Raw genomic sequence first — 18,530 nt, 5'->3', positions numbered from 1 at the left:
GTCGCGCTCCTGATCGAATACGACAACACCGGGAACATCACATTCCGCGCAGTTCGACTCTACCGCCGACGCGGGGGGCGCACTATGTCGATCGGTTGCCGATCGCGCTGCCGCGCAAGCGATCGCGGCGGCGCGGCGGCCACTGGACGGCGCGGATGTGAACGCTGCTTTAACCACGGGTTACCCCCGGCTCGCGCTCACCGCGCGCCGGACCCCGCTCTGGCCAGATAGCGCTCCTCGAAGCCGCGCGCGTACACCGACGGCGCGATCGAGGACGAAGAACGTTCCAGCACACCGTCGTCGGCGACGTAGAACAGCGCGCGGCCGACCGCGAGCTCCTCCGGCCCGGTCGGCGCGTACACCACCCAGCCGAAGGGAATGCGGTCGGCGCGCAACGACTCCGACGGGTAGCCCGCACCGTCGGCCTCGGATTCGCGCAGGTGGGCGCGGACGAGTTCGACGGCATCGCGGTCGGGGATCGGGATCGGATCGGGCGCGGCCACACCCGCCAACGTCAGTTGGTACAGGGCGGCGTCGATGGCCTCTTCCGCGTCGGTGTCGCCGGAGGACGCCGCGTCCGCACCCTGGTCGGCCGAGGTGGACAGCCGGTTCCCGAACACGGCGGCCAGATGGTCCCGACCCACGAGACCGGCTTCGGCCGCCGCCACCAACTCCGCGACGGCGGCGCTTCGCCCGGCGTCGTTCTCCACCAGACTGCCGATCACCTGTTCCACGGTGCGCGCGGACCAGATGCCGGGGACGGCGTCGCTGATCTCGTGGCCCGCGGGTGATTCGCCGCGATACCAGCGCCCGCCCTCCCACCAGTAGCAGAACGAGAGCAGACCGCTGCCCGCCCGCGGATTCAGCACCGGGTTGGCCACCCACGCGGGCGCTCCCGTGTACAGCGCGGGCATCGGCCGCTCGTCGTGGTAGGCGGCCTCCAACTCCGGGGCGTTCCAGACGCCGCCGGACAGCACCGCGCGGTCACCGGGCAGCAGGTACAGCGTCGAACCGGACCGTCGCGCGCCCTCGAACCACCCCAGCGACGGCAGCAGGCGCGGACCCCACTCCGACCCGGCCGCGACGAAAGCCGCCGACATCACCGCCCAGCGCGCCCACAACGTCACCAGATCGGGGAAATCCTGGTCGGACCGCACGGCGCGCACCCCCGCCGCGCGATCGGCGCGCGCCCGGACCGCCGCCTCGCTCGCGGGCCGGGACTGACGTTCGTCGTGTCCGACATAGGCGGCCAGCCACAACGGCACCCGATCACGCGGATAGGCTCGCAGATCCGCCAGATACGCCTCCGGCGGGAACAACTGGTCATCGGGGAACGGTTCGTCGCCGTAGTCGTAGTCGATCTCGAGGCGACCGTCGACCCGCAGTTCGAGCAGCAGTCGCCACCACGGCCCGTCACCGAATTCGGCGGACACGTCCCGCAATCGGGCGACCAGGTCCAGCGCGCTCTGCGGCGCGTCCAGGCGCAGCAGTTGCTCGTTCTCGTCGACCAGCAGCACCTGTCCGCCGCCTGCCACGACCGTCACCGCGAACACCGCGGACAGTCGCACCCAGCCCGCCGGGGCCGCCGCGGCCAGTTCACGCGCGAGACTTCGCCCCAGTTCGCGCACCACGTCCTGGATGTCGACGGGGGATTCGGCGTCCGGGGATTCGGGGGCTGTCGCTGCTCCTTCGACGGGCGAGGCGGGTCCGGCGGTGTCGCGCGAACTCGGTCCGCCCAGGGTGAACCCGACGTCCGGCGTCGACGCCGGATCGGCCGCACCCGCGAGCCCGCCGTCACCTCGACCGTCGACCGGGTCTCCCGGATACCCTTCGGGTCGATCCCCTGGATTCGTCACCGACCGCCGCCTCCTCCGTGCCGGACCACGCGTTGTTCATCCACTCGAAACCAGCGGACCTACCGCATTGTTCGGCATCACGATCCGCGCCGCCACCGCGCTCAGCTCACCATCCGGTGTCGGTGATGCGACGTTCCGGTTGCGCGGAGATGTCCTCCACGTCGTCGTAGCGCATCTCCTCGGCCGGCCCGGTCGCCGCCCGATCGACCGAACCCGGCGGCGCCAGCGAGGGTTTCGGCGGGTCGGGCAGCCGCAGATCGGGCATGTCCTCGATCAGATCCGACAGTTTCGGCAGTCGGGCGCGCCGGTTCTGCATCGGTTCCATGAGTTCCGCGTTCCGCCGCGCCAGATCCTCCGAGGCGCGCTGCGCGGCATCGGTGACCGCCCTGGCGATCTCCGAATAGCTCAGATCCTCGATGCCGACACCGAATTTCGTCTCGATGACCGTGCCGTCCGCGTTCACCGTCACCGTGACCCTGTTGCGCAGCACCGACCCGGTGCCGACGAGATCGGCGCGCTCGGACTGGATCCGCGCGATGGTGCGGAACTGGTCCTTGACCTCGCTCAGGATCGAGGTCAGCTCGGCTTTGGTGTGCTCGTTGGTCATCGCGCGCCGATCGGCCCGCGGATCACTGGTCGACTTCCTCGAAGGTGTCCATACGTTCGAGGATGCTCGCGATCTCGCCGTCGATCCAGTCGGTCATCGCGACCGAACTCATGCCGACCGCCTCCGGTGCGGGATGATGCAGCGGCATCACGTAGCGGCCGTCGCCCGCGAGGTCGCGCCAGACCCGGCCCGCCCGATTGATCCCACGCGGACCGTATTTCGAACGCCCCTGCACGACCTGGACCGATCCCGTCGACACCGCGTCGATGTCGAAGAACCGCTTGCTGCTGAACCCGACCTCGTCCTCGTCGGCGATCAGCGAACCGGAACCGAAGCCGAAACTGTCCGTCGGCCGCGGTTCGTCCAGGTCGATGACCACCGGCCCGCGCTTGCCCGCGGGCGCCGAGGGCAGCAGGGCGGCGATGGCCTCGCCGATACCGCGCGGCTGAACCGGCCGGATGGTGAATCCGCCCGCGTGCTGGACGGTCCGGCCCGGGAGTTGTTCGATGAGGTAGGCGCGGGAACCGCGGGTGCCCGCGTGCACCCGGATGCGCTTGTCCGGGTTGTCGAAATCGGTGTCCGACCAGACCTGCGCGCCCACCACCACATCGGGGTGGGTGAAGGCGTCGAGCAACGCTTCGAGTGCGCTGTCGATGCGGTAGGTCAACTCGGCGCTGACCTCCCGCCACTGTCGTTCGTATTCGTCCAGGCCCGGGATGTCGCTGGTCCAGACGAACGGAACGGGCAGTTCGCCCTCCCGGCGCAGATCGCAGAGCACCTTGAACTCCAGGTCGGTGAAACTCCAGGAGCTCACGACACCGCGCTCACGGCTCGATCACCGGCTTCACGCGGAACGGGGTGTCGCCCAGCGCCTCGTCGATGAAATCCGAGGAGGTCAGGAACTTCGGCCGCTTGTAACCGCCCGCGCCACCGGCCGCGCCCTGCCCGGCCCCCGCGCCGGGAGATCCGGCCATGCCGGGCTGGCCGGGCTGGCCCTGCGTCGCCGCGGAGGCCGCATCCATCGGCATGCCGTAGGCCGCCGCCTCGGCGGGCAGCGCGGCGCGCGGGAAGCGGTCCGGCTGACGCGGCTGATCCAGTGCCGGGCCGCCGTCGCCGACGCCGCCTGCGAGCGCCGCGCTGCTGAGGTCGCCACCGCCGCCACCACCGCCACCGCCCCCGCCTTCGAGCGCGGCGAGCGCGCCCTCGGGGTCGATCTGATCGGCCAACGCGCCCAAGCCCTCGAGTCCGGGCGTCTGGCTCAGGTCCCGCAACTGCGAGGCCAAGCCCTCGACGGGATCGACACCGGTCAGCGCCTCGGTGAAGTCGCCGAACGCCTCGAGTCCGTTGCCGATGGCGTCGCCCAACGACTGCAACGCGTCCTGGCCCGCCGAGGTCAGCAGATCGAGCAGGGACGGCGCGCCGCCTTGACCCCCGATCGGGTTACCCAGCGCGTCCAGCAGACCGCCGTCCGAGGGGTTGAGCGGGTCCCCGCTGTGCGCGCCGGTGGGGTCGAGCACGCTGCGCAGGCGCTCGCCCAAGGTCTCGCCCGGCGAACCCGGCACCTCGGCGTCCTGCAAACCGCCGAGCGAGCCCAGCAGATCGTTCAGCGAGGGCGTCTTCTGGCCGTTCTGACCGGCCGCGCCCGCGGACGGCTTGCCGCCGCCCAGACCGCCGCCGGCACCGCCGCCCAGCGAACCGCGCGGATCCAGACTCGAGACCGGCATGCCCGGCATGGCGGCGCCCCCGGTGTCGCTCTCCTGCCCGCCGAGCGCACCGCCCAGCAAGTCGCCCAGATTCGGCTGCTGCGCGCTCTGCCCGCCGCTCTGGCCCGGCGAGCGTCCGCCGCCGCCACCGCCCTGGGAACCGCCGCCGAGGCCGCCACCGCCCAGACCCGGCAGACCGCCTGCCGCCGCGCCGGGATCGCCGCCGCCCAGCGCCGAGTCACCGCCGCCCAGCCCCCCTGACGCACCGCCGGGGTCGGTCAACCCGCCCAGGCCCTGCAAGGCTTCCTGGCCCGCCGACGCCAGTTGCGAGGTCGAACCTTCCTGGTAGCCGGCGTCGTAACCCTGCTGGTAAGCCTGCTCGAGTCCCGCTTGATCGCCCGCGCCGCCCTGTTCGCCGCCGCCGGGTGAACCCGGGCCGCCACCGGTGACGTCCTCGTTCGGACTGCGCGGGATCTCGCCCGGACTGTAACCGCCCGGCAAGGCGGGCTGGGTCAGCCCGTACGGGTCGCCGTATTGGCCATACGGGTCGTAGCCGCCGTTCTGGTTCCCGAAGGGGTTGTAATTCGGGTCGTAGTTGTAGCCGTTGGGATTGGCCGGATCGTAGGGCGACCAGATGTGCGAGCTCGGATCGTTGGGATTGTTGGTCGTCCCGATGCCGCCGTCCTGATCACCGCCCGGCGCGTTCACGTCGGAGGCGGTCTTCGTCCCCGGGAGCACGATCGCCGGAATCGCCGTCAGCGTCCGCTTCATGCCCTCTTCGTAGTAGTTCTTGAACCGCTGCCGGTACTTGCCGGTCCGGTCGCTGCACGCCGTCGGCTTCTTCGACACGTGGATCGGCGGCATCTCCCACTTGGTGATCTGCAACCACTGGGAGGTGTAGTCCAGGCTCAGACCGGTGGCGTCGACGGCCTCGATGAAATCCGAGGAGTCGTGCTTGTACTTCTTCACCGCCTCGACCGCCTGATCCGCGCTGTCGCCCTCCCACTCGTTGCGCAACTCGAAGATCTTGTCGGCGTACTCCTGCAGACTCGTCGTGAGTTCGCGGGCGATCCACTGCCAGGTTCCGGCGGCGGTGAGCGCGGGCGCGGCGTTGATCGAAATGCCGAAGTCCTTGAGCTGCTCGAAACTCAGATTCTCGGCATTCTCGATGGTCACGGTGATCGTGTCGGTGGCGCCACCGAACGACTGGCCCGGGAAGGCGGGCAGCACCCCGTAGCTCTTGCCGCCCGAATGCGCCTCGACCGTGGTCGAATCCGCGGGGCGCGCCGCGTAGTCGGGATTCAACTTGTCGAAATTCACCGAGCTGTCGACCTCGGCGGCACTGAACGCCTTGCCCGCCGCGACGAACGTCTCGTACTGCTCCTGGACCATGTCCCGGTGCGCGATGAGGCCGTCGTAGAGGGCCGCGCCGTGTTTGCTGTACCCCTGGGCCAGCTCTCGCGAGGACTGCAACAACGAGAACGCGCCCATGCGGTGCAACCCGTTGGTGTACACCTCCTCCGCCAGCGCCTCCAAGTTGACGATCAACTGGGCCGCCGCCGCGGTCGCGTCCTTGACGACCTGCTCGTCGAACTTCAGCAGACCGGTGTTGGCCGCCTCCAGCAACGGCGGCCAGTCCGAGGTCACCGTGGTGTCGGCGGGAGTCTCGGGAGGGGTTTCGGGCGGGGCGGCGGTATCGGTGCTCATCGTGTGCTCCCAGCGGTGGCGTGCCGCGTCGACAGTGCTTGTGTCATGGCGTGTTCGACCTCATCGTGCGTATTCCGAACCAGTGCCCCCGCGGAGAAAACCATGCCCGAACCGATCAGTCGTCGTCGGAGATCATCGAACGCCGGGAACCATCGGATTCCCCGACGTCGACCGCGTCGATATCGCGACGGTTGGTCGGTGTGGGCGGCGTCTTGGGCATCAGCGAGCCGAGATCCGGTGCGCCCTCGATGATGTCGGACAGTTTCGGCAGACGGGTGCGCTCCGTGCGCAGCGGCTCCATCAACTCCTTGCCGCGCCGCATCACCTCGGCGGCGGCCTGCTGGACCGCCGCCGTCATGCCCTCGGCGATCTCGTCGTAGGTCAACTCGGCGATGTCGTCGGCGAACTTCGTCTCGATCAACAAGCCGTCGGCGTTGACCGTGACCGTGATGCGCTGCTCGCACGCGTCCGCGGTGGCGGTCAACTTGGACCGCTTCAATTGCAGCTCGGCGATACCGCGCATCTGCGCGTTCAGTCCGTCGAGCATCGTCAGCATGTCGGCGTTCAGCCGCTCGTTGACCATCGAACCTCCCGACTCGTCGGTCAACGACACCGTACCAGGATGAATACCACATGTCGCACAGGCAAATTCGACGCAACGTGACCCGAGTTCCACCTCCCCGCACCGTACCCGAGCGTACTTTTTCCGATCGGTACACGCACCGCAATCGGCTGTGAGGACTCATATCCGCGCACCGCATGTACCGGACAGCGCTGTCACCGGGGCACGCGGAAGGGCGAGCACACCGCCCGCGACCGAAATCCCGCGGCCCGCGTGCGACCATCACCGGATGCGCATACTCGTCCAACGCGTCACGGCCGCCCGGGTCACCGTCGACGGGGACGAGGTCGGTCGCATCGATCCCGATCCGCAAGGTCTGCTCGCGCTGGTGGGCTTCACCCACACCGACACCGAGGCGGGCGTCCGCGCGCTGGCCGACAAACTGTGGCGGTTGCGCGTCCTGGACGGGGAGCGCAGCGCCGCCGACACCGGAGCGCCGATCCTCGCGGTCAGTCAGTTCACCCTCTACGGCGACACCGCCAAGGGGCGGCGGCCCTCCTGGTCGAAAGCCGCGCCCGGCGCCGTCGCCGACCCGCTGATGGACCTGTTCGTCACGAGTCTGCGCGAACTCGGCGCGCGGGTGGCGACCGGCCGGTTCGGCGCGCACATGCACGTCGAACTCGTCAACGACGGACCGGTCACCCTGCTACTGGAGAACTGAGGCGTCCGCTCGCCCGAGCCGTGGGCGTGTGGCCGCCCGATATGGCAGACTCGGCCGGAGCACGAATGCGGCCGCTCGACGACCGTATGTGGAAGGTGATGCGGGAGTTGGGTTCGCGATGGAACTGAGCGCGCTCGAGCGGCAAGTGGCGGCGGATCGCAGCGTGGCCAGAAGCCGCACGATCGAAGACGAGCTGACGCTGGCCGCCACCTTGGTCGAGCTGGCCAAAGCCCTGATCGCCACCAAGACGGACGCCGCCGCCCGCCGCGACCGGACCTTGGAGTCGCTGGCCCCCGCGCAGGAAGCGGTCGGACTGCGACTGCACTGGTTCGCCAACGGCAACGTCTCGGCCCGCTCGGCCGGTGAACTCCAGGAAGCGCTGCGGATCTTCGAGCAGGCCACCCGGCTGACCAATCGCCGGGAACTGGCCGCGAGCACCATCCGCGGCGCCTGCTCGGTCTACCTGCGCGCGGCCCAGAGTGACCCGGCCGTGGCCGGAATGTGCGCGGACTGCCTCGGCAAATGCGGCGTGTGGTTGGGCAGACTGGACCAGAAAGCGGCCGTCGCCGCCACCGAGGACGCCGCCCGCATCCGCGGCGAACTCGCCGCCGCCAACCCGGAACTGGCGGGCAAATACCTTCAGAGCCTGAGCACCCTGCTGCGCACGCTGATGGTCGGGCGCTCCCGCAAGCAGGCGATCTCGATGTATCGCGAACGCTATGCCGCCTTCACCTCCACGGCGATGGCGATCCGCCTGCGCGCCTGCGGAATCCGCGACCTCGACCTCACCCCGAAGTCCTACAACGCACTGGTCGAACTGGAATGCCGGACCTTGGAACAGGCGGGCAGGCTCACCCAGCAGCAGATCATGCACAAGTCCGGCGACCTGTCCACGGTCGAGGAGATCAACTGGCGACTCGCGCTCGTCGGCCTGCGCCCGTTGGTGGCAGGCGAGGACCCGGACCCGCCCTCGGCGCCGGTGGAGATCGGCACCACCTTCGGCGCGCTCGGCGTGCGCTGCGCCGACAAGGACGCCATCAACCTGGTCCGCGCGGCCATCGTGGCCGCCTACGCCGCCGACGACATCGAACTGGTCGACAGCGGCACCTATCTCACCGCCGACGAGGACGACTGGGTGATCGGCGACGCCGAACTCAACACCTCGGCCACCCTCGGCGACGACGTGGTGCTCATCGAACTGTCCTACGGCGGCTGGGTCACCGTGATGAGCATGAACTGGGAACTGTCGCCGACCGGACGGCACCCGCTGGCCCGTCGACTCTCGGCCCGCTGGCCGGTGTTCACCGTGACCGCGACCGCGAACATGTCCTACGAACTGTGCCGCTACGACGACGGCAAGGCCACCCAGTACGCCGCGCTCGGCCGCCCGGCGGGCCAGGTCGGCACCGACGAACCGTTGGCTCCCCTGGATTTCGGCATGCTCGCCGCCTACGGCGCGCACTTCGCCACCGAGACGAAGGTGCGCTCGGCCTTCGGCAACACCCAGGGCTTCGCGAACCTGACCTACCTACCGAGCGGCGGCATCCGCCAGGTCCGCAAGACCATGCCGCTCATCGACCACGACCACGTGCTGTTCTTCCGCAAGACCGGCCGACCCTGAACACCGGCCGGCCCGGATCACTCCGGACGGAGCGTGAGAATCCGCGGGCCGTCCTCGGTGACCGCGACCGTGTGCTCCCAGTGCGCGGCGCGACTGCCGTCGATGGTCACCACCGTCCAGTCGTCGTCGAGGATCTTGGTGTCCACGGTGCCCAAGGTCAGCATCGGCTCGATCGCCAGCACCGACCCCACCACCAGACGCGGCCCCTTGCCCGGCGCGCCCTCGTTGGCCAGGAACGGGTCCATGTGCATCTCGCGGCCGATGGCGTGCCCGCCGTAGCCGTCGACGATGCCGTAGGAGCGGCCGTGCCGCTCCTCGGCGGCCCGGGTGCCCAGTTCGATGGCGTGCGAGACATCGCTGAGCCGGTTGTCTGGCAGCATCGCCGCGATCCCGGCCTCCATCGACAGCTTCGTGGCCTCGCTCAGCAGACGGTCGGCCTCGATGATCGCGCCGACCCCGAAGGTCCACGCCGAATCGCCGTGCCAGCCGTCCAGGATCGCGCCGCAGTCGATCGACACCAGATCACCTTCGGCGAGCACCTCGCCCGCCGTCGGGATGCCGTGCACGACCCGGTCGTTCACCGACGCGCAGATCGAGGCCGGGAAACCGTGGTAGCCCTTGAACGAGGGCACCGCCCCCGCCTCGCGGATCACCTGTTCGGCGACCTCGTCCAGATCCAGCGTCGACACGCCGGGAGCGGCCGCCGCGCGCACCGCGACCAAGGCGCGGCCGACGACCTCGCCCGCCGCCGCCATCGCGTCGAGTTCACCGGCGGTGCGGAACGGCACCACCTTCTTGTTCCTGCCGCGGCCGAATACCATCGCCGCTCAGCGCTGTCCGGTCCGCGGCATCACTGTCCCAACGCGGCGAGGGCGCGGGCGTTGACCTCGTCCACCTCGCCGACGCCGTCCACGGTGACGACCAGACCGTCGTAGTGCTGCAACAGCGGCTCGGTCTCCTCGCGGTAGACCCGGAGCCGGTTGCGGATCACGTCCTCGTTGTCGTCGGCGCGACCGCGGGCCAGCATGCGCCGCACCACGGTGTCCTCGGCCACGACGAAGCACAGGACCGCGTCGAGCTTCTTGTCCAGATCGCCCAGGATCTTCTCCAAGGCGTCGGCCTGATCCACGGTGCGCGGGTAGCCGTCGAGCACGAAGCCGTTCACCGCGTCCGGTTCGGCCACCCTGGCCTCGACCATGCGGTTGGTCACGTCGCTGGGCACCAGATCGCCCGCGTCCATGTACTTCTGCGCCTCGCGACCCAGCGGGGTCTGCTGCCCGATGTTCGCGCGGAAGAGATCCCCGGTGGAGATGTGCGGGACGCCCAACTTCTCCGACAGCAGGACGGCCTGGGTGCCTTTGCCCGCTCCCGGCGGACCTAGCAGAACGACTCTCACTTGAGGAACCCTTCGTAATTTCGATTCATCAGCTGGCTCTCGATCTGTTTCACCGTGTCGAGACCGACGCTCACCATGATGAGCACCGCGGTACCGCCGAACGGAAGGTTCTGGGTACCGCCGGAGGAACCGATGTCGAGGAACAGATTGGGCAACACTGCCACGAGACCGAGGTAGATCGAGCCGGGGAGGGTGATGCGGCTCAGGACGAAATTCAGGTAATCGGCCGTCGGCTTACCGGGGCGGTAGCCCGGGATGAAGCCGCCGAACTTCTTCATCTCGTCCGCGCGTTCCTCCGGGTTGAAGGTGATCGCGACGTAGAAGTAGGTGAAGAACACGATCAGACCGAAGTAGATCGCGATGTAGACCGGGTTGCCGGGATTCACCAGGTACTTCTGGATGATCTCCTGCCACCAGTTCGGATCCGTCGCGCTCGCCGACCCCGTCAACTGCGAGATCAGGTTCGGCAGGTACAGCAGCGAGGACGCGAAGATCACCGGGATGACACCGGCCTGGTTGACCTTCAACGGGAGATAGGTCGAAGAGCCGCCGTACATCTTGCGACCCACCACGCGCTTGGCGTACTGGACCGGGATCCGGCGCTGGCCCTGCTCGACGAAGATGACCGCGACGATGATCGCGAACGCCGCCACACACACCAGGCCGAAGACCAGGCCGCCGCGGCTGTCCAGGATGTTCTTGCCCTCGGTCGGGATACGGGCCGCGATACCGGCGAAGATCAGCAGCGACATGCCGTTGCCGACGCCGCGCTCGGTGATCTGCTCGCCGAACCACATGACCAGCGCCGCGCCCGCCGTCATGACCAGCACGATGATGATCATGCCGAAGACGCTGGTGTCGGCCAGGATGTCCTGCTGGCAGCCCTGCAACAGCTGACCTCGCGCCGCCAGCGCGACCAGGCCGGTGGCCTGGAGCACCGCGAGCGCGATCGACAGGTAGCGCGTGTACTGCGTCATCTTGGTCTGGCCGGACTGGCCTTCCTTGCGCAGTTCCTCGAACCGCGGGATGACGACCGTCAGCAGCTGGATGATGATGCTGGCGGTGATATAGGGCATGATGCCGATCGCGAAGACCGACAACTGGAGCAGCGCACCACCGGAGAACAGGTTGATGAGCTGGTAGATGCCCTGCGAATCACCACCGGAGACCAGGTCGATACATTCCTGCACCGCCTTGTAGTCGACGCCGGGAGACGGCAGCGAGGCACCCATGCGGTACAGCGCGACCAACCCCAGCGTGAAGAGAATCTTCCGCCGTAAGTCCGGAGTCCGGAAGGCCGATACGAAGGCGGAAAGCACAGATCCTCCTGGCGCGAACGACATGGTCATGACGACATGGTTGTTTCAGCGATGTCCAACTCTGGAGACGCGAAAACCATGACGTGGCTTGGCAGACAACAGTTGAACTCTAACAGTGGCACCGGACGGGCCTTCACCCGTCCGGTGCCACTCGAGTCGAGAGTACCGTCAGCCCAGCTCGGTGACGGTGCCACCGGCCGCGGTGATCTTCTCCTTGGCGGAGCCCGTCACCTTGTCGGCGGTCACCTGGACCGCGACGCCGATCTCCCCGTCACCGAGGACCTTGACCAGCTGGTTCTTGCGAACCGCGCCCGAGGCGACCAGTTCGGCCTTGCCGATCTCGCCACCCTCCGGGAACAGCTCGGCGATCCGGCCGACGTTCACGACCTGGTATTCCACGCGGAACCGGTTCGTGAAGCCCTTGAGCTTGGGCAGCCGCATGTGCAGCGGCATCTGCCCGCCCTCGAAGGCGGCGGGCACGTTCTTGCGCGCCTTGGTGCCCTTGGTACCGCGGCCCGCGGTCTTGCCCTTGGAACCCTCACCGCGACCCACACGGGTCTTCTCGGTCTTGGATCCCGGGGCGGGACGCAGGTGGTGCAGTTTGATGACAGTCATGCTTCTCAGACCTCCTCAACGGTCACGAGGTGGCGCACGACGTTGATCAGCCCACGGTTCTGGGCATTGTCCTGACGGACCACCGACTTGCGGATGCCCCGCAGACCGAGGGTGCGCAGGCTGTCCCGCTGATTCTGCTTGGCGCCGATCGAACTCTTGATCTGGGTCACCTTAAGGTCCGCCATTACCGGACACCTCCCGCTGCTTGGGCGCGCGCACGCAGCATGCCGGCCGGAGCGACATCCTCGAGCGGCAGACCGCGGCGGGCCGCGACCTCTTCGGGACGCTGCAACTGCTTGAGCGCCTCGACCGTGGCGTGCACGACGTTGATCGCGTTGTCGCTGCCGAGCGACTTGGCCAGGATGTCGTGGATGCCCGCGCACTCCAGCACGGCACGCGCCGCGCCACCGGCGATCACACCGGTACCCGGCGAGGCCGGACGCAGCATGACCACACCGGCCGCCGCCTCACCCTGAACCGGGTGGGTGATGGTGGAGCCGATCATCGGGACGCGGAAGAAGCCCTTGCGAGCCTCCTCGACACCCTTCTGGATGGCCGCGGGAACTTCCTTGGCCTTGCCGTAGCCGACGCCGACCAGACCGTTGCCGTCACCGACGATCACCAGGGCGGTGAAGCTGAAGCGACGACCACCCTTCACGACCTTGGAGACGCGGTTGATCGCGACCACGCGCTCGAGCTGGTTCTTCTCCGCCGCGTTGTCGCGACGGTCGCCGCCACCGCGGCGATCGTTGCCACCGCGACGGTTGTCGCGGCCGCCCTCGGGGGCGTTTCCGTTCTGTCCGGCGGGTCCGTTGCCGCCGTCACGCCTCTGACGTCCCGGCATCAGACCGTCCTTCCGTTGATGACATCGAATCGAGAGCTGTGTTCACGATTCGCTCCGCAAGCTGCGCTCATTAGAATTTCAACCCACCTTCACGAGCGGCATCGGCCAGCGCGGCGATCCGGCCGTGGTAGTCGTGACCACCACGGTCGAACACGACGGCCTCGACGCCCACGGCCTTGGCACGCGCGGCCAGCAGCTCGCCGACCTTGGCGCTCTTGGCGGACTTGTCGCCCTCGAAAGCACGCACGTCGGCCTCGATGGTGGAGGCGGCGGCGATGGTCCTGCCGACCGAGTCGTCGACCAACTGCGCGTGCAGGTGGCGCGAGGACCGGTTCACGACCAGGCGCGGACGCTCGGTGGTGCCCGCGATCTTCTTGCGCAGACGGAAGTGACGGCGGGTCTTCGACAGACGACGCGTGGTGGACGCGTCCTTGCCGCGCGGCTTGCGCTTGGCGATCTGGTTTTCGGTTTGCGCCATGATCACTTACCCGTCTTTCCGACCTTGCGGCGAACGACCTCGCCGGCGTAGCGGATGCCCTTGCCCTTGTAGGGGTCGGGCTTACGCAGTCCGTGGATGACAGCGGAGATCTGGCCGACCTTCTGCTTGTCGATGCCGGACACGGAGAACTTGGTGGGCGATTCCACCGCGAAGGTGATGCCCTCGGGAGCCTCGATCGGGACCGGGTGGCTGTAGCCGAGCGCGAACTCCAGGTTCGAGCCCTTGGCCGCCACGCGGTAGCCGACGCCGAAGATCTCCATCTTCTTCTCGTAGCCCTTGGTGACTCCCTCGATCATGTTCGAGACCAGGGTGCGGGTCAGGCCGTGCAGCGCACGGTTCTGCCGCTCGTCGTTGGGCCGCTGGACCTCGAGCTGGCCGTCCTCGCCCTTGGCGACGACGATCGGCTCGGCGACGGTGTGGGACAGGGAACCCTTGGGGCCCTTCACCGACACGTTCTGCCCGTCGATGGTCACCTCGACGCCGGACGGAATTGCGATGGGCTTCTTGCCGATACGCGACATGTGTCCTGTCCTCCCTTACCAGACGTAGGCGAGGACTTCGCCGCCCACGCCGGCTTTGGCCGCCTGTCGGTCGGTCAGCAGGCCGGTCGACGTGGAGATGATCGCCACGCCGAGGCCGCCGAGGACCTTGGGCAAGTTGGTGGACTTCGCGTACACACGCAGACCGGGCTTGGAGACGCGGCGCAGGCCCTGCAGGCTGCGCTCACGGCTCGGGCCGTACTTGAGGTCGACGACCAGGGCCTTGCCCACGGTCGCGTCCTCGGTGCGGTAGTCGGCGATGTAGCCCTCGCGCTTGAGGATCTCGGCGATGTTCGCCTTGAGCTTCGAATGCGGAGCCTTCACCTGATCGTGGTACGCCGAGTTGGCGTTGCGCAGACGCGTCAGGAAGTCTGCGATCGGATCAGTCATGGTCATGGTTCGACCCTGACACCTTTCTCGCTGCGGTTCCCATACAACATCCGCGTACCCCGCGTGCGAGGAGCACGGCGGCGCGAATCGTGGGCCTACAGCAATTCGGCGGTCCGGCCGACTCTTGCCGACCGGAATGAGTTCTCAAAAGAGCTCACGTGCCCGGGCCGTCCACCCCACCGCCGCGACCGCGCGAAGCCGTCACGACAGGGACATGCGGACACAGATGTGCCCAGGCAACCGCCCTAGTGTAGACAAACCCCAGCTCACCACCAAATCCGCCCCCTCGCCCCGGCTACCATGACCCCATGGCCAGCGCGCGGATCCCCCGTCCTGATCTTCCCGACCGTATGACGTGGGAACAACTCGAACAACTGCCCGAGGACATCGCGCGCCAGATCGAACTGTGGGAGGGGCGGGTCGTGTGGCTGCGCCGCGGTCCCGCCGAACACCAAGCCTTCACCTTCGCCCTGACCAGCGCCCTGAAACGGGCCGCGCGCTCGGGCATGATCGACCATCCCGAACGCTGCTGGCGAGTCGACTTCGAGACGAACGTGTTCTTCGGCCCGACCGGCAAGTCCGATTTCATGACCCCGGATTTCCTGGTCTACCGCTGCCTGGACGCGCCCTACCAGGACATCCGCGCCGCCGACACGCTGCTGGCGGGCGAAGTGCTGTCCCCGTCCAACTCGCAGACCGACATGGAGGCGAAGAAGGCGCGCTACGCGGGCGCGGGGATCCCTTGGTACTGGGAGGTCACCCTGGAACGCGAGCGGAGCGCGATCGCGGTCATCCGCGCCTACGTCCTGGAGACCACCCACGGAACGCTGCCCGAAGGCGTCCGCCCGCTGCGCCGGGCCAACTATCTCGTGGCGGGCGAGTGGACGCCGAAGGACTCCGCGTCGATCGATATCGATTTCCCGTTCCCCATCCGCATTCCCTGGGCCGACCTCGAATTCTGAGGCAGGCCGCTGCTCAGTCGGGGGTGGGGAGGAAGCCCGCGCGGTCCTTGGCGGGGGCGCCGCCTTGGAGGACCAGCAGGATGTTGTCAGGGTCGCCGACCGAGTCGATGTCGTGCAAGGGGTCGCCGCGGACGACGACGAGGTCGGCGAGTTTGCCCGACTCGAGGGTGCCGAGGGTGTCGGACACCCCGCACAGGGCGGCGCTGTCGCGGGTGGCGGCGACGATCGCCTCCATGGGGGTGAGGCCGCCGAATTTCACCAGCAAGCCGAGTTCGCGCAGGTTGGTGCCGTGGTCGGGCGACAGGCCCGCGTCGGTGCCGACGGCGATCCGCACGCCCGCCGCCGCGGAACGGCCGACGGCCTCCTGGGCGACGCGATGCCAGGTGACGCTCTTGGCGTGCGCCGCGGGCGAGGTCTTGGCCGGGTCGAGGTCCTGCACCGTCTCCAACAGGGTCGGGACCAGGAAGATGTCCTCGTCCACCATGCGGCGGCGCAGTTCGTCGTCGAGTTCGTAGCCGTGCTCGACGCTGCGGACCCCGCCCTCGACGGCTGCTTTCACCCCCGAATACCCGATGGCGTGCGCCGCGACCGGTTTGCCGCCGTAGTCGCGGCACTCCTCGACCACCGCGCGCACTATCTCCGTGCGCATCCCCAACCAGTCCGGCTGATCGTTGGGCGAGGCCACCCCGCCGCTGGAGGCCACCTTGATCAGGTCCGCGCCCAGCGCGATCAACTGCCTGGCCCGCTTGCGCGCCTCGTCCACACTGTCGACCAGCGGCGACGGCGTCTCCGGCCCGTGCAGATACGACATCGGGTCGAAGCCGGACAGTTGGGTGAGGTCGGCGTGCCCGGCGGTCTGGCTGAGCATGGTCAGCGCCACCTGCAGGCGCGGCCCCTCGATCAGCCCCTGCGCGATCGCCATCCGGTAGCCCGCGTCCAGCCCCATCAGATCCCGGGCGCTGGTGACCCCGTTGTGCAGCGTGACCCGCAACCGCTCCAACACCGCCAGCGTCCGATAGGACGCGGGCACCGCGATCAGGTCGTAGGGATTGCCCGACCCGCCCGGCAACGCGAAATGCACGTGGCAGTCGAAGAATCCGGGGCAGATCGTGTTGTCGCGCAGATCCACCGACACCGCTTCCCCGATGTCGGGGGCTTTCGAACGCTCCCCCACCCAGGTGATCCGATCATCGGTGACCAGCACCGCCCCGTCCCGCAAAGCCTCCCGCCCGGTCCCGTCCACCACCCGCGCGTTGTAGAAGAACAGCCCCGCCATGCCTACCCTCTCTCTCCAGGGTGACGCTCGTGCCCGGTAGCGTAGCCGCCCGCGACAGGGCCGCCTCGCGACCCGCCCGGCTCCGGCGCTCCGCGTTCACCGTCCGTCCCGGTGCGCGCGCCCGTCCGTTCGCGCGGGGTTCGAGGTCGTGAGATGTTCTTCGGTGGAACCGCCGGACCGAATCGGCGTCGCGTCGTGTTCCCGCTGCGGCCCAGCGCATCTCGGCGTCCGCGGCGGACCGGCCGGAGAGGAGCACCTGGATCGTGCGGGCACGGACCCTGGTCGACGTGTTGGAAGCACTGCGCTCGAGCGCGCACGGCGTCACCTTCGTGGAGTCGGGACGCACTGTGGCGCATCGTGATCTGCCCGATCTCGCGCGTCCGGTCACCGGCGCGCTGGCGGCGCGCGGCGTCGGTTCCGGCGCGGTGGTCGGGTTGCTGGCCCCGCCCGGACCGCACTGGCTCGCCGGATTCTTCGGCGCGATCGGCGCCGGCGCGGCGGTCGCCACGCTGCCCGCGCCACCGCTGGTCCTCGATGCGGAGACCCTCGCCGACCGACTGGTCCCGATCGTCCGAACCGGTGGCGTCGAGGTGGTGGCGGCGAGCGGACCCGCCCTGCGGATCGCGACCGCGCTGGCCGAACGCGTACCGGCGCTCACCGTCCTCGATCTCGCCGCGCCCGGCGACACCGCCGCGGACCCGAGCCCGGTCGACCCCGATTCCCTCGCGGTCGTGCAGTTCAGCAGTGGCAGCACCGCCGCCCCCAAAGGCGTGACGCTCACCCACCGGCAGTTCCTCGCCGGCGTGGCCGCGATCGTCGACCACATCGCGTTGACACCCGCGGACGTGATGGTGCAGTGGGTGCCGCTGTTCCACGACATGGGCCTGGTCACCCTGATGACCGGACTGCTCACACCCAACGACACCCACGTCTTCGACCCACTCACCTTCGTCAAGACGCCGGAGGCGATCCTGCGCCATCTCGCCGAAGCGCGCGGCACGGTCACCGACGGCCCGAACTTCTCCTTCGACCGCTTGATCGCGGCGGCGCCCCACGCCTTCGAGCCCGGTGCAAGACCGTTGACGCACTGGCGACTCGCGCTCAACGGGGCCGAGGCGGTCCGCCCGGAGACCGTCCGCGAATTCGCGCGCGTCTTCGGCCCGCTCGGCGTCCCCGCGTCCACCATGGCCCCCTGCTACGGCATGGCCGAGGCGACGCTCGCCGTCACCCTCCCCGCCCCGGGGACCGACCGCGCTCGATCACCCTCGACCGCGACGCGTTGGTCCCCGGCCTGCCCGCTGTCCCCGTCGCCGCCGACGCGCCGCGCGCGCGGGAACTTTTCGCGGTCGGCGTTCCCGTGCCGGGACTCGACCTGCGGATCACCGACCTCGACGGCACGCCCCTGCCGGACGGTCACGTCGGGGAGATCCGCCTGCGCGGTGAGGCCGTCACCACCGGCTACCTGCGCGCGGGCGAACTCGTCGCCGCCCGGGACGCCGAGGGCTGGCTGCGCACCGGTGACCTCGGACTGCTCGACGCGGGTGAACTGGTGATCGTCGGCAGACTCAAGGAGATGATCGTCGTGCAGGGCCGCAACTTCTTTCCCGAGGACGTGGAGGAAGCCGCCCGCGACGTCGCGGGCATCCATCGCGGACACTGCGTCGCGGTCGCCGACACCGAGGCCGAACGCATCCTGATCGTCGCCGAGACCGCACACGCCCCGGCGAGCCCCGAAGCCGCCGCGCTCGTCTCGGCCATCCGCGGCGCGGTGTCGCGCGCGCTGTCGCTGGCGGTGGTGACGGTGCGACTCGTACCGCCCGCGACGCTCCCGCGCACCACCAGCGGCAAATGGCGGCGTTCGGCCATCGCCGAACTCACCCTGTCCACCGAAATGTCCTCGCCAGGAGTCTGAT

General features: G+C 68.9%; 19 protein-coding genes and 2 pseudogenes. 6 read left to right on the top strand and 15 right to left on the bottom strand.

The genetic code is table 11. The annotated features are described in order from the left end of the window. Positions 1-197: 197 nt before the first annotated feature. The 5 genes from ON30_RS04590 to ON30_RS04570 form a co-directional block, all read right to left on the bottom strand. Positions 198-1,856, bottom strand: a complete 1,659-nt coding sequence (locus ON30_RS04590; protein ID WP_245553936.1) for a hypothetical protein — start codon at positions 1,854-1,856, stop codon at positions 198-200. A 106-nt stretch (positions 1,857-1,962) separates the two neighbouring features. Continuing rightward, positions 1,963-2,463: a YbaB/EbfC family nucleoid-associated protein gene (locus tag ON30_RS04585; RefSeq protein ID WP_040704423.1), complete on the bottom strand. Its 501-nt coding sequence runs from the start codon at positions 2,461-2,463 to the stop codon at positions 1,963-1,965. Between the two features lie 22 nt (positions 2,464-2,485). Further along, entirely contained in the window at positions 2,486-3,277 is a 792-nt protein-coding gene (locus ON30_RS04580; RefSeq protein ID WP_040704421.1) for an ESX secretion-associated protein EspG, read from the bottom strand. A 10-nt stretch (positions 3,278-3,287) separates the two neighbouring features. Continuing rightward, the gene (locus tag ON30_RS04575) at positions 3,288-5,873 is read right to left on the bottom strand and encodes a PPE domain-containing protein (RefSeq protein ID WP_040704419.1); all 2,586 of its coding nucleotides are present in this window, start codon (positions 5,871-5,873) and stop codon (positions 3,288-3,290) included. A gap of 115 nt (positions 5,874-5,988) precedes the next feature. Beyond that, the gene (locus tag ON30_RS04570) at positions 5,989-6,486 is read right to left on the bottom strand and encodes a YbaB/EbfC family nucleoid-associated protein (protein ID WP_051028934.1); all 498 of its coding nucleotides are present in this window, start codon (positions 6,484-6,486) and stop codon (positions 5,989-5,991) included. Positions 6,487-6,724: 238 nt separating this feature from the next. On the opposite strand from ON30_RS04570, the gene dtd reads away from it, so the two are divergent. Then, positions 6,725-7,156, top strand: coding sequence for a D-aminoacyl-tRNA deacylase (dtd, locus tag ON30_RS04565; protein ID WP_040704418.1), 432 nt, complete (start codon positions 6,725-6,727; stop codon positions 7,154-7,156). Between the two features lie 118 nt (positions 7,157-7,274). After that, on the top strand, positions 7,275-8,777 hold the full coding sequence (locus ON30_RS04560) for a hypothetical protein (RefSeq protein WP_040704417.1): 1,503 nt from the start codon (positions 7,275-7,277) through the stop codon (positions 8,775-8,777). Positions 8,778-8,794: 17 nt separating this feature from the next. On the opposite strand, the gene map is transcribed toward ON30_RS04560, so the two are convergent. The 9 genes from map to rpsH all read right to left on the bottom strand — a co-directional run bounded on the left by map (position 8,795) and on the right by rpsH (position 14,385). Continuing rightward, positions 8,795-9,598, bottom strand: a complete 804-nt coding sequence (gene map / locus ON30_RS04555) for a type I methionyl aminopeptidase (RefSeq protein WP_040704416.1) — start codon at positions 9,596-9,598, stop codon at positions 8,795-8,797. Positions 9,599-9,627: 29 nt separating this feature from the next. After that, positions 9,628-10,173, bottom strand: a complete 546-nt coding sequence (locus ON30_RS04550; protein WP_040704415.1) for an adenylate kinase — start codon at positions 10,171-10,173, stop codon at positions 9,628-9,630. Then, positions 10,170-11,492: a preprotein translocase subunit SecY gene (gene secY / locus ON30_RS04545; protein WP_040704414.1), complete on the bottom strand. Its 1,323-nt coding sequence runs from the start codon at positions 11,490-11,492 to the stop codon at positions 10,170-10,172. Before secY ends, ON30_RS04550 begins: the two co-directional genes overlap by 4 nt. A gap of 168 nt (positions 11,493-11,660) precedes the next feature. Further along, positions 11,661-12,107, bottom strand: coding sequence for a 50S ribosomal protein L15 (gene rplO / locus ON30_RS04540; RefSeq protein ID WP_040704413.1), 447 nt, complete (start codon positions 12,105-12,107; stop codon positions 11,661-11,663). A gap of 5 nt (positions 12,108-12,112) precedes the next feature. Further along, entirely contained in the window at positions 12,113-12,292 is a 180-nt protein-coding gene (gene rpmD, locus ON30_RS04535; RefSeq protein ID WP_040704412.1) for a 50S ribosomal protein L30, read from the bottom strand. Further along, positions 12,292-12,951, bottom strand: a complete 660-nt coding sequence (gene rpsE / locus ON30_RS04530; RefSeq protein WP_040704410.1) for a 30S ribosomal protein S5 — start codon at positions 12,949-12,951, stop codon at positions 12,292-12,294. The genes rpmD and rpsE overlap by 1 nt, the downstream gene beginning before the upstream one ends. A gap of 70 nt (positions 12,952-13,021) precedes the next feature. Next, the gene (rplR, locus tag ON30_RS04525) at positions 13,022-13,429 is read right to left on the bottom strand and encodes a 50S ribosomal protein L18 (protein ID WP_040704547.1); all 408 of its coding nucleotides are present in this window, start codon (positions 13,427-13,429) and stop codon (positions 13,022-13,024) included. A gap of 2 nt (positions 13,430-13,431) precedes the next feature. Beyond that, positions 13,432-13,971, bottom strand: coding sequence for a 50S ribosomal protein L6 (rplF, locus tag ON30_RS04520; RefSeq protein ID WP_040704408.1), 540 nt, complete (start codon positions 13,969-13,971; stop codon positions 13,432-13,434). A gap of 15 nt (positions 13,972-13,986) precedes the next feature. Beyond that, positions 13,987-14,385, bottom strand: a complete 399-nt coding sequence (rpsH, locus tag ON30_RS04515) for a 30S ribosomal protein S8 (protein ID WP_040704406.1) — start codon at positions 14,383-14,385, stop codon at positions 13,987-13,989. 302 nt (positions 14,386-14,687) lie between these two features. On the opposite strand from rpsH, the gene ON30_RS04510 reads away from it, so the two are divergent. Continuing rightward, a complete protein-coding gene (locus ON30_RS04510) occupies positions 14,688-15,341 on the top strand; it encodes a Uma2 family endonuclease (protein ID WP_040704405.1) in 654 nt (217 codons plus the stop codon). 13 nt (positions 15,342-15,354) lie between these two features. On the opposite strand, the gene ON30_RS04505 is transcribed toward ON30_RS04510, so the two are convergent. Then, complete coding sequence (locus tag ON30_RS04505) at positions 15,355-16,617, bottom strand: metal-dependent hydrolase family protein (protein WP_040704402.1); 1,263 nt, start codon at positions 16,615-16,617, stop codon at positions 15,355-15,357. A gap of 263 nt (positions 16,618-16,880) precedes the next feature. Here ON30_RS04505 and ON30_RS04500 point away from each other — a divergent pair. The 3 genes and pseudogenes from ON30_RS04500 to ON30_RS37140 all read left to right on the top strand — a co-directional run. Then, positions 16,881-17,885: pseudogene (locus tag ON30_RS04500) on the top strand (AMP-binding protein); the annotation flags it as partial. An 89-nt stretch (positions 17,886-17,974) separates the two neighbouring features. Then, positions 17,975-18,031 (top strand): annotated as a pseudogene (locus ON30_RS42185) (hypothetical protein); the annotation flags it as partial. Positions 18,032-18,166: 135 nt separating this feature from the next. Continuing rightward, on the top strand, positions 18,167-18,529 hold the full coding sequence (locus ON30_RS37140) for a hypothetical protein (protein ID WP_169334872.1): 363 nt from the start codon (positions 18,167-18,169) through the stop codon (positions 18,527-18,529). The last annotated feature ends 1 nt before the right edge of the window (position 18,530 follow it).

This window comes from Nocardia takedensis NBRC 100417 (assembly GCF_000308695.1).
In the GTDB taxonomy this organism is placed as follows: Bacteria; Actinomycetota; Actinomycetes; order Mycobacteriales; family Mycobacteriaceae; genus Nocardia; species Nocardia takedensis.
The sequence above is the reverse complement of the archived record's forward strand: the minus strand, read 5'-3'. Positions and strand labels throughout refer to the sequence as shown.

Bases quoted from the DNA above. Each gene is read 5' to 3' on its own strand.
- ON30_RS04575 (WP_040704419.1), bottom strand. From the start codon at position 5,873: ATGAGCACCGATACCGCCGCCCCGCCCGAAACCCCTCCCGAGACTCCC.
- ON30_RS04585 (WP_040704423.1), bottom strand. From the start codon at position 2,463: ATGACCAACGAGCACACCAAAGCCGAGCTGACCTCGATCCTGAGCGAG.
- dtd (WP_040704418.1), top strand. From the start codon at position 6,725: ATGCGCATACTCGTCCAACGCGTCACGGCCGCCCGGGTCACCGTCGAC.
- rplR (WP_040704547.1), bottom strand. From the start codon at position 13,429: ATGGCGCAAACCGAAAACCAGATCGCCAAGCGCAAGCCGCGCGGCAAG.
- rplF (WP_040704408.1), bottom strand. From the start codon at position 13,971: ATGTCGCGTATCGGCAAGAAGCCCATCGCAATTCCGTCCGGCGTCGAG.
- rpsH (WP_040704406.1), bottom strand. From the start codon at position 14,385: ATGACCATGACTGATCCGATCGCAGACTTCCTGACGCGTCTGCGCAAC.
- map (WP_040704416.1), bottom strand. From the start codon at position 9,598: ATGGTATTCGGCCGCGGCAGGAACAAGAAGGTGGTGCCGTTCCGCACC.
- rplO (WP_040704413.1), bottom strand. From the start codon at position 12,107: ATGACTGTCATCAAACTGCACCACCTGCGTCCCGCCCCGGGATCCAAG.
- rpsE (WP_040704410.1), bottom strand. From the start codon at position 12,951: ATGCCGGGACGTCAGAGGCGTGACGGCGGCAACGGACCCGCCGGACAG.
- rpmD (WP_040704412.1), bottom strand. From the start codon at position 12,292: ATGGCGGACCTTAAGGTGACCCAGATCAAGAGTTCGATCGGCGCCAAG.
- ON30_RS04510 (WP_040704405.1), top strand. From the start codon at position 14,688: ATGGCCAGCGCGCGGATCCCCCGTCCTGATCTTCCCGACCGTATGACG.
- ON30_RS04560 (WP_040704417.1), top strand. From the start codon at position 7,275: ATGGAACTGAGCGCGCTCGAGCGGCAAGTGGCGGCGGATCGCAGCGTG.
- ON30_RS04505 (WP_040704402.1), bottom strand. From the start codon at position 16,617: ATGGCGGGGCTGTTCTTCTACAACGCGCGGGTGGTGGACGGGACCGGG.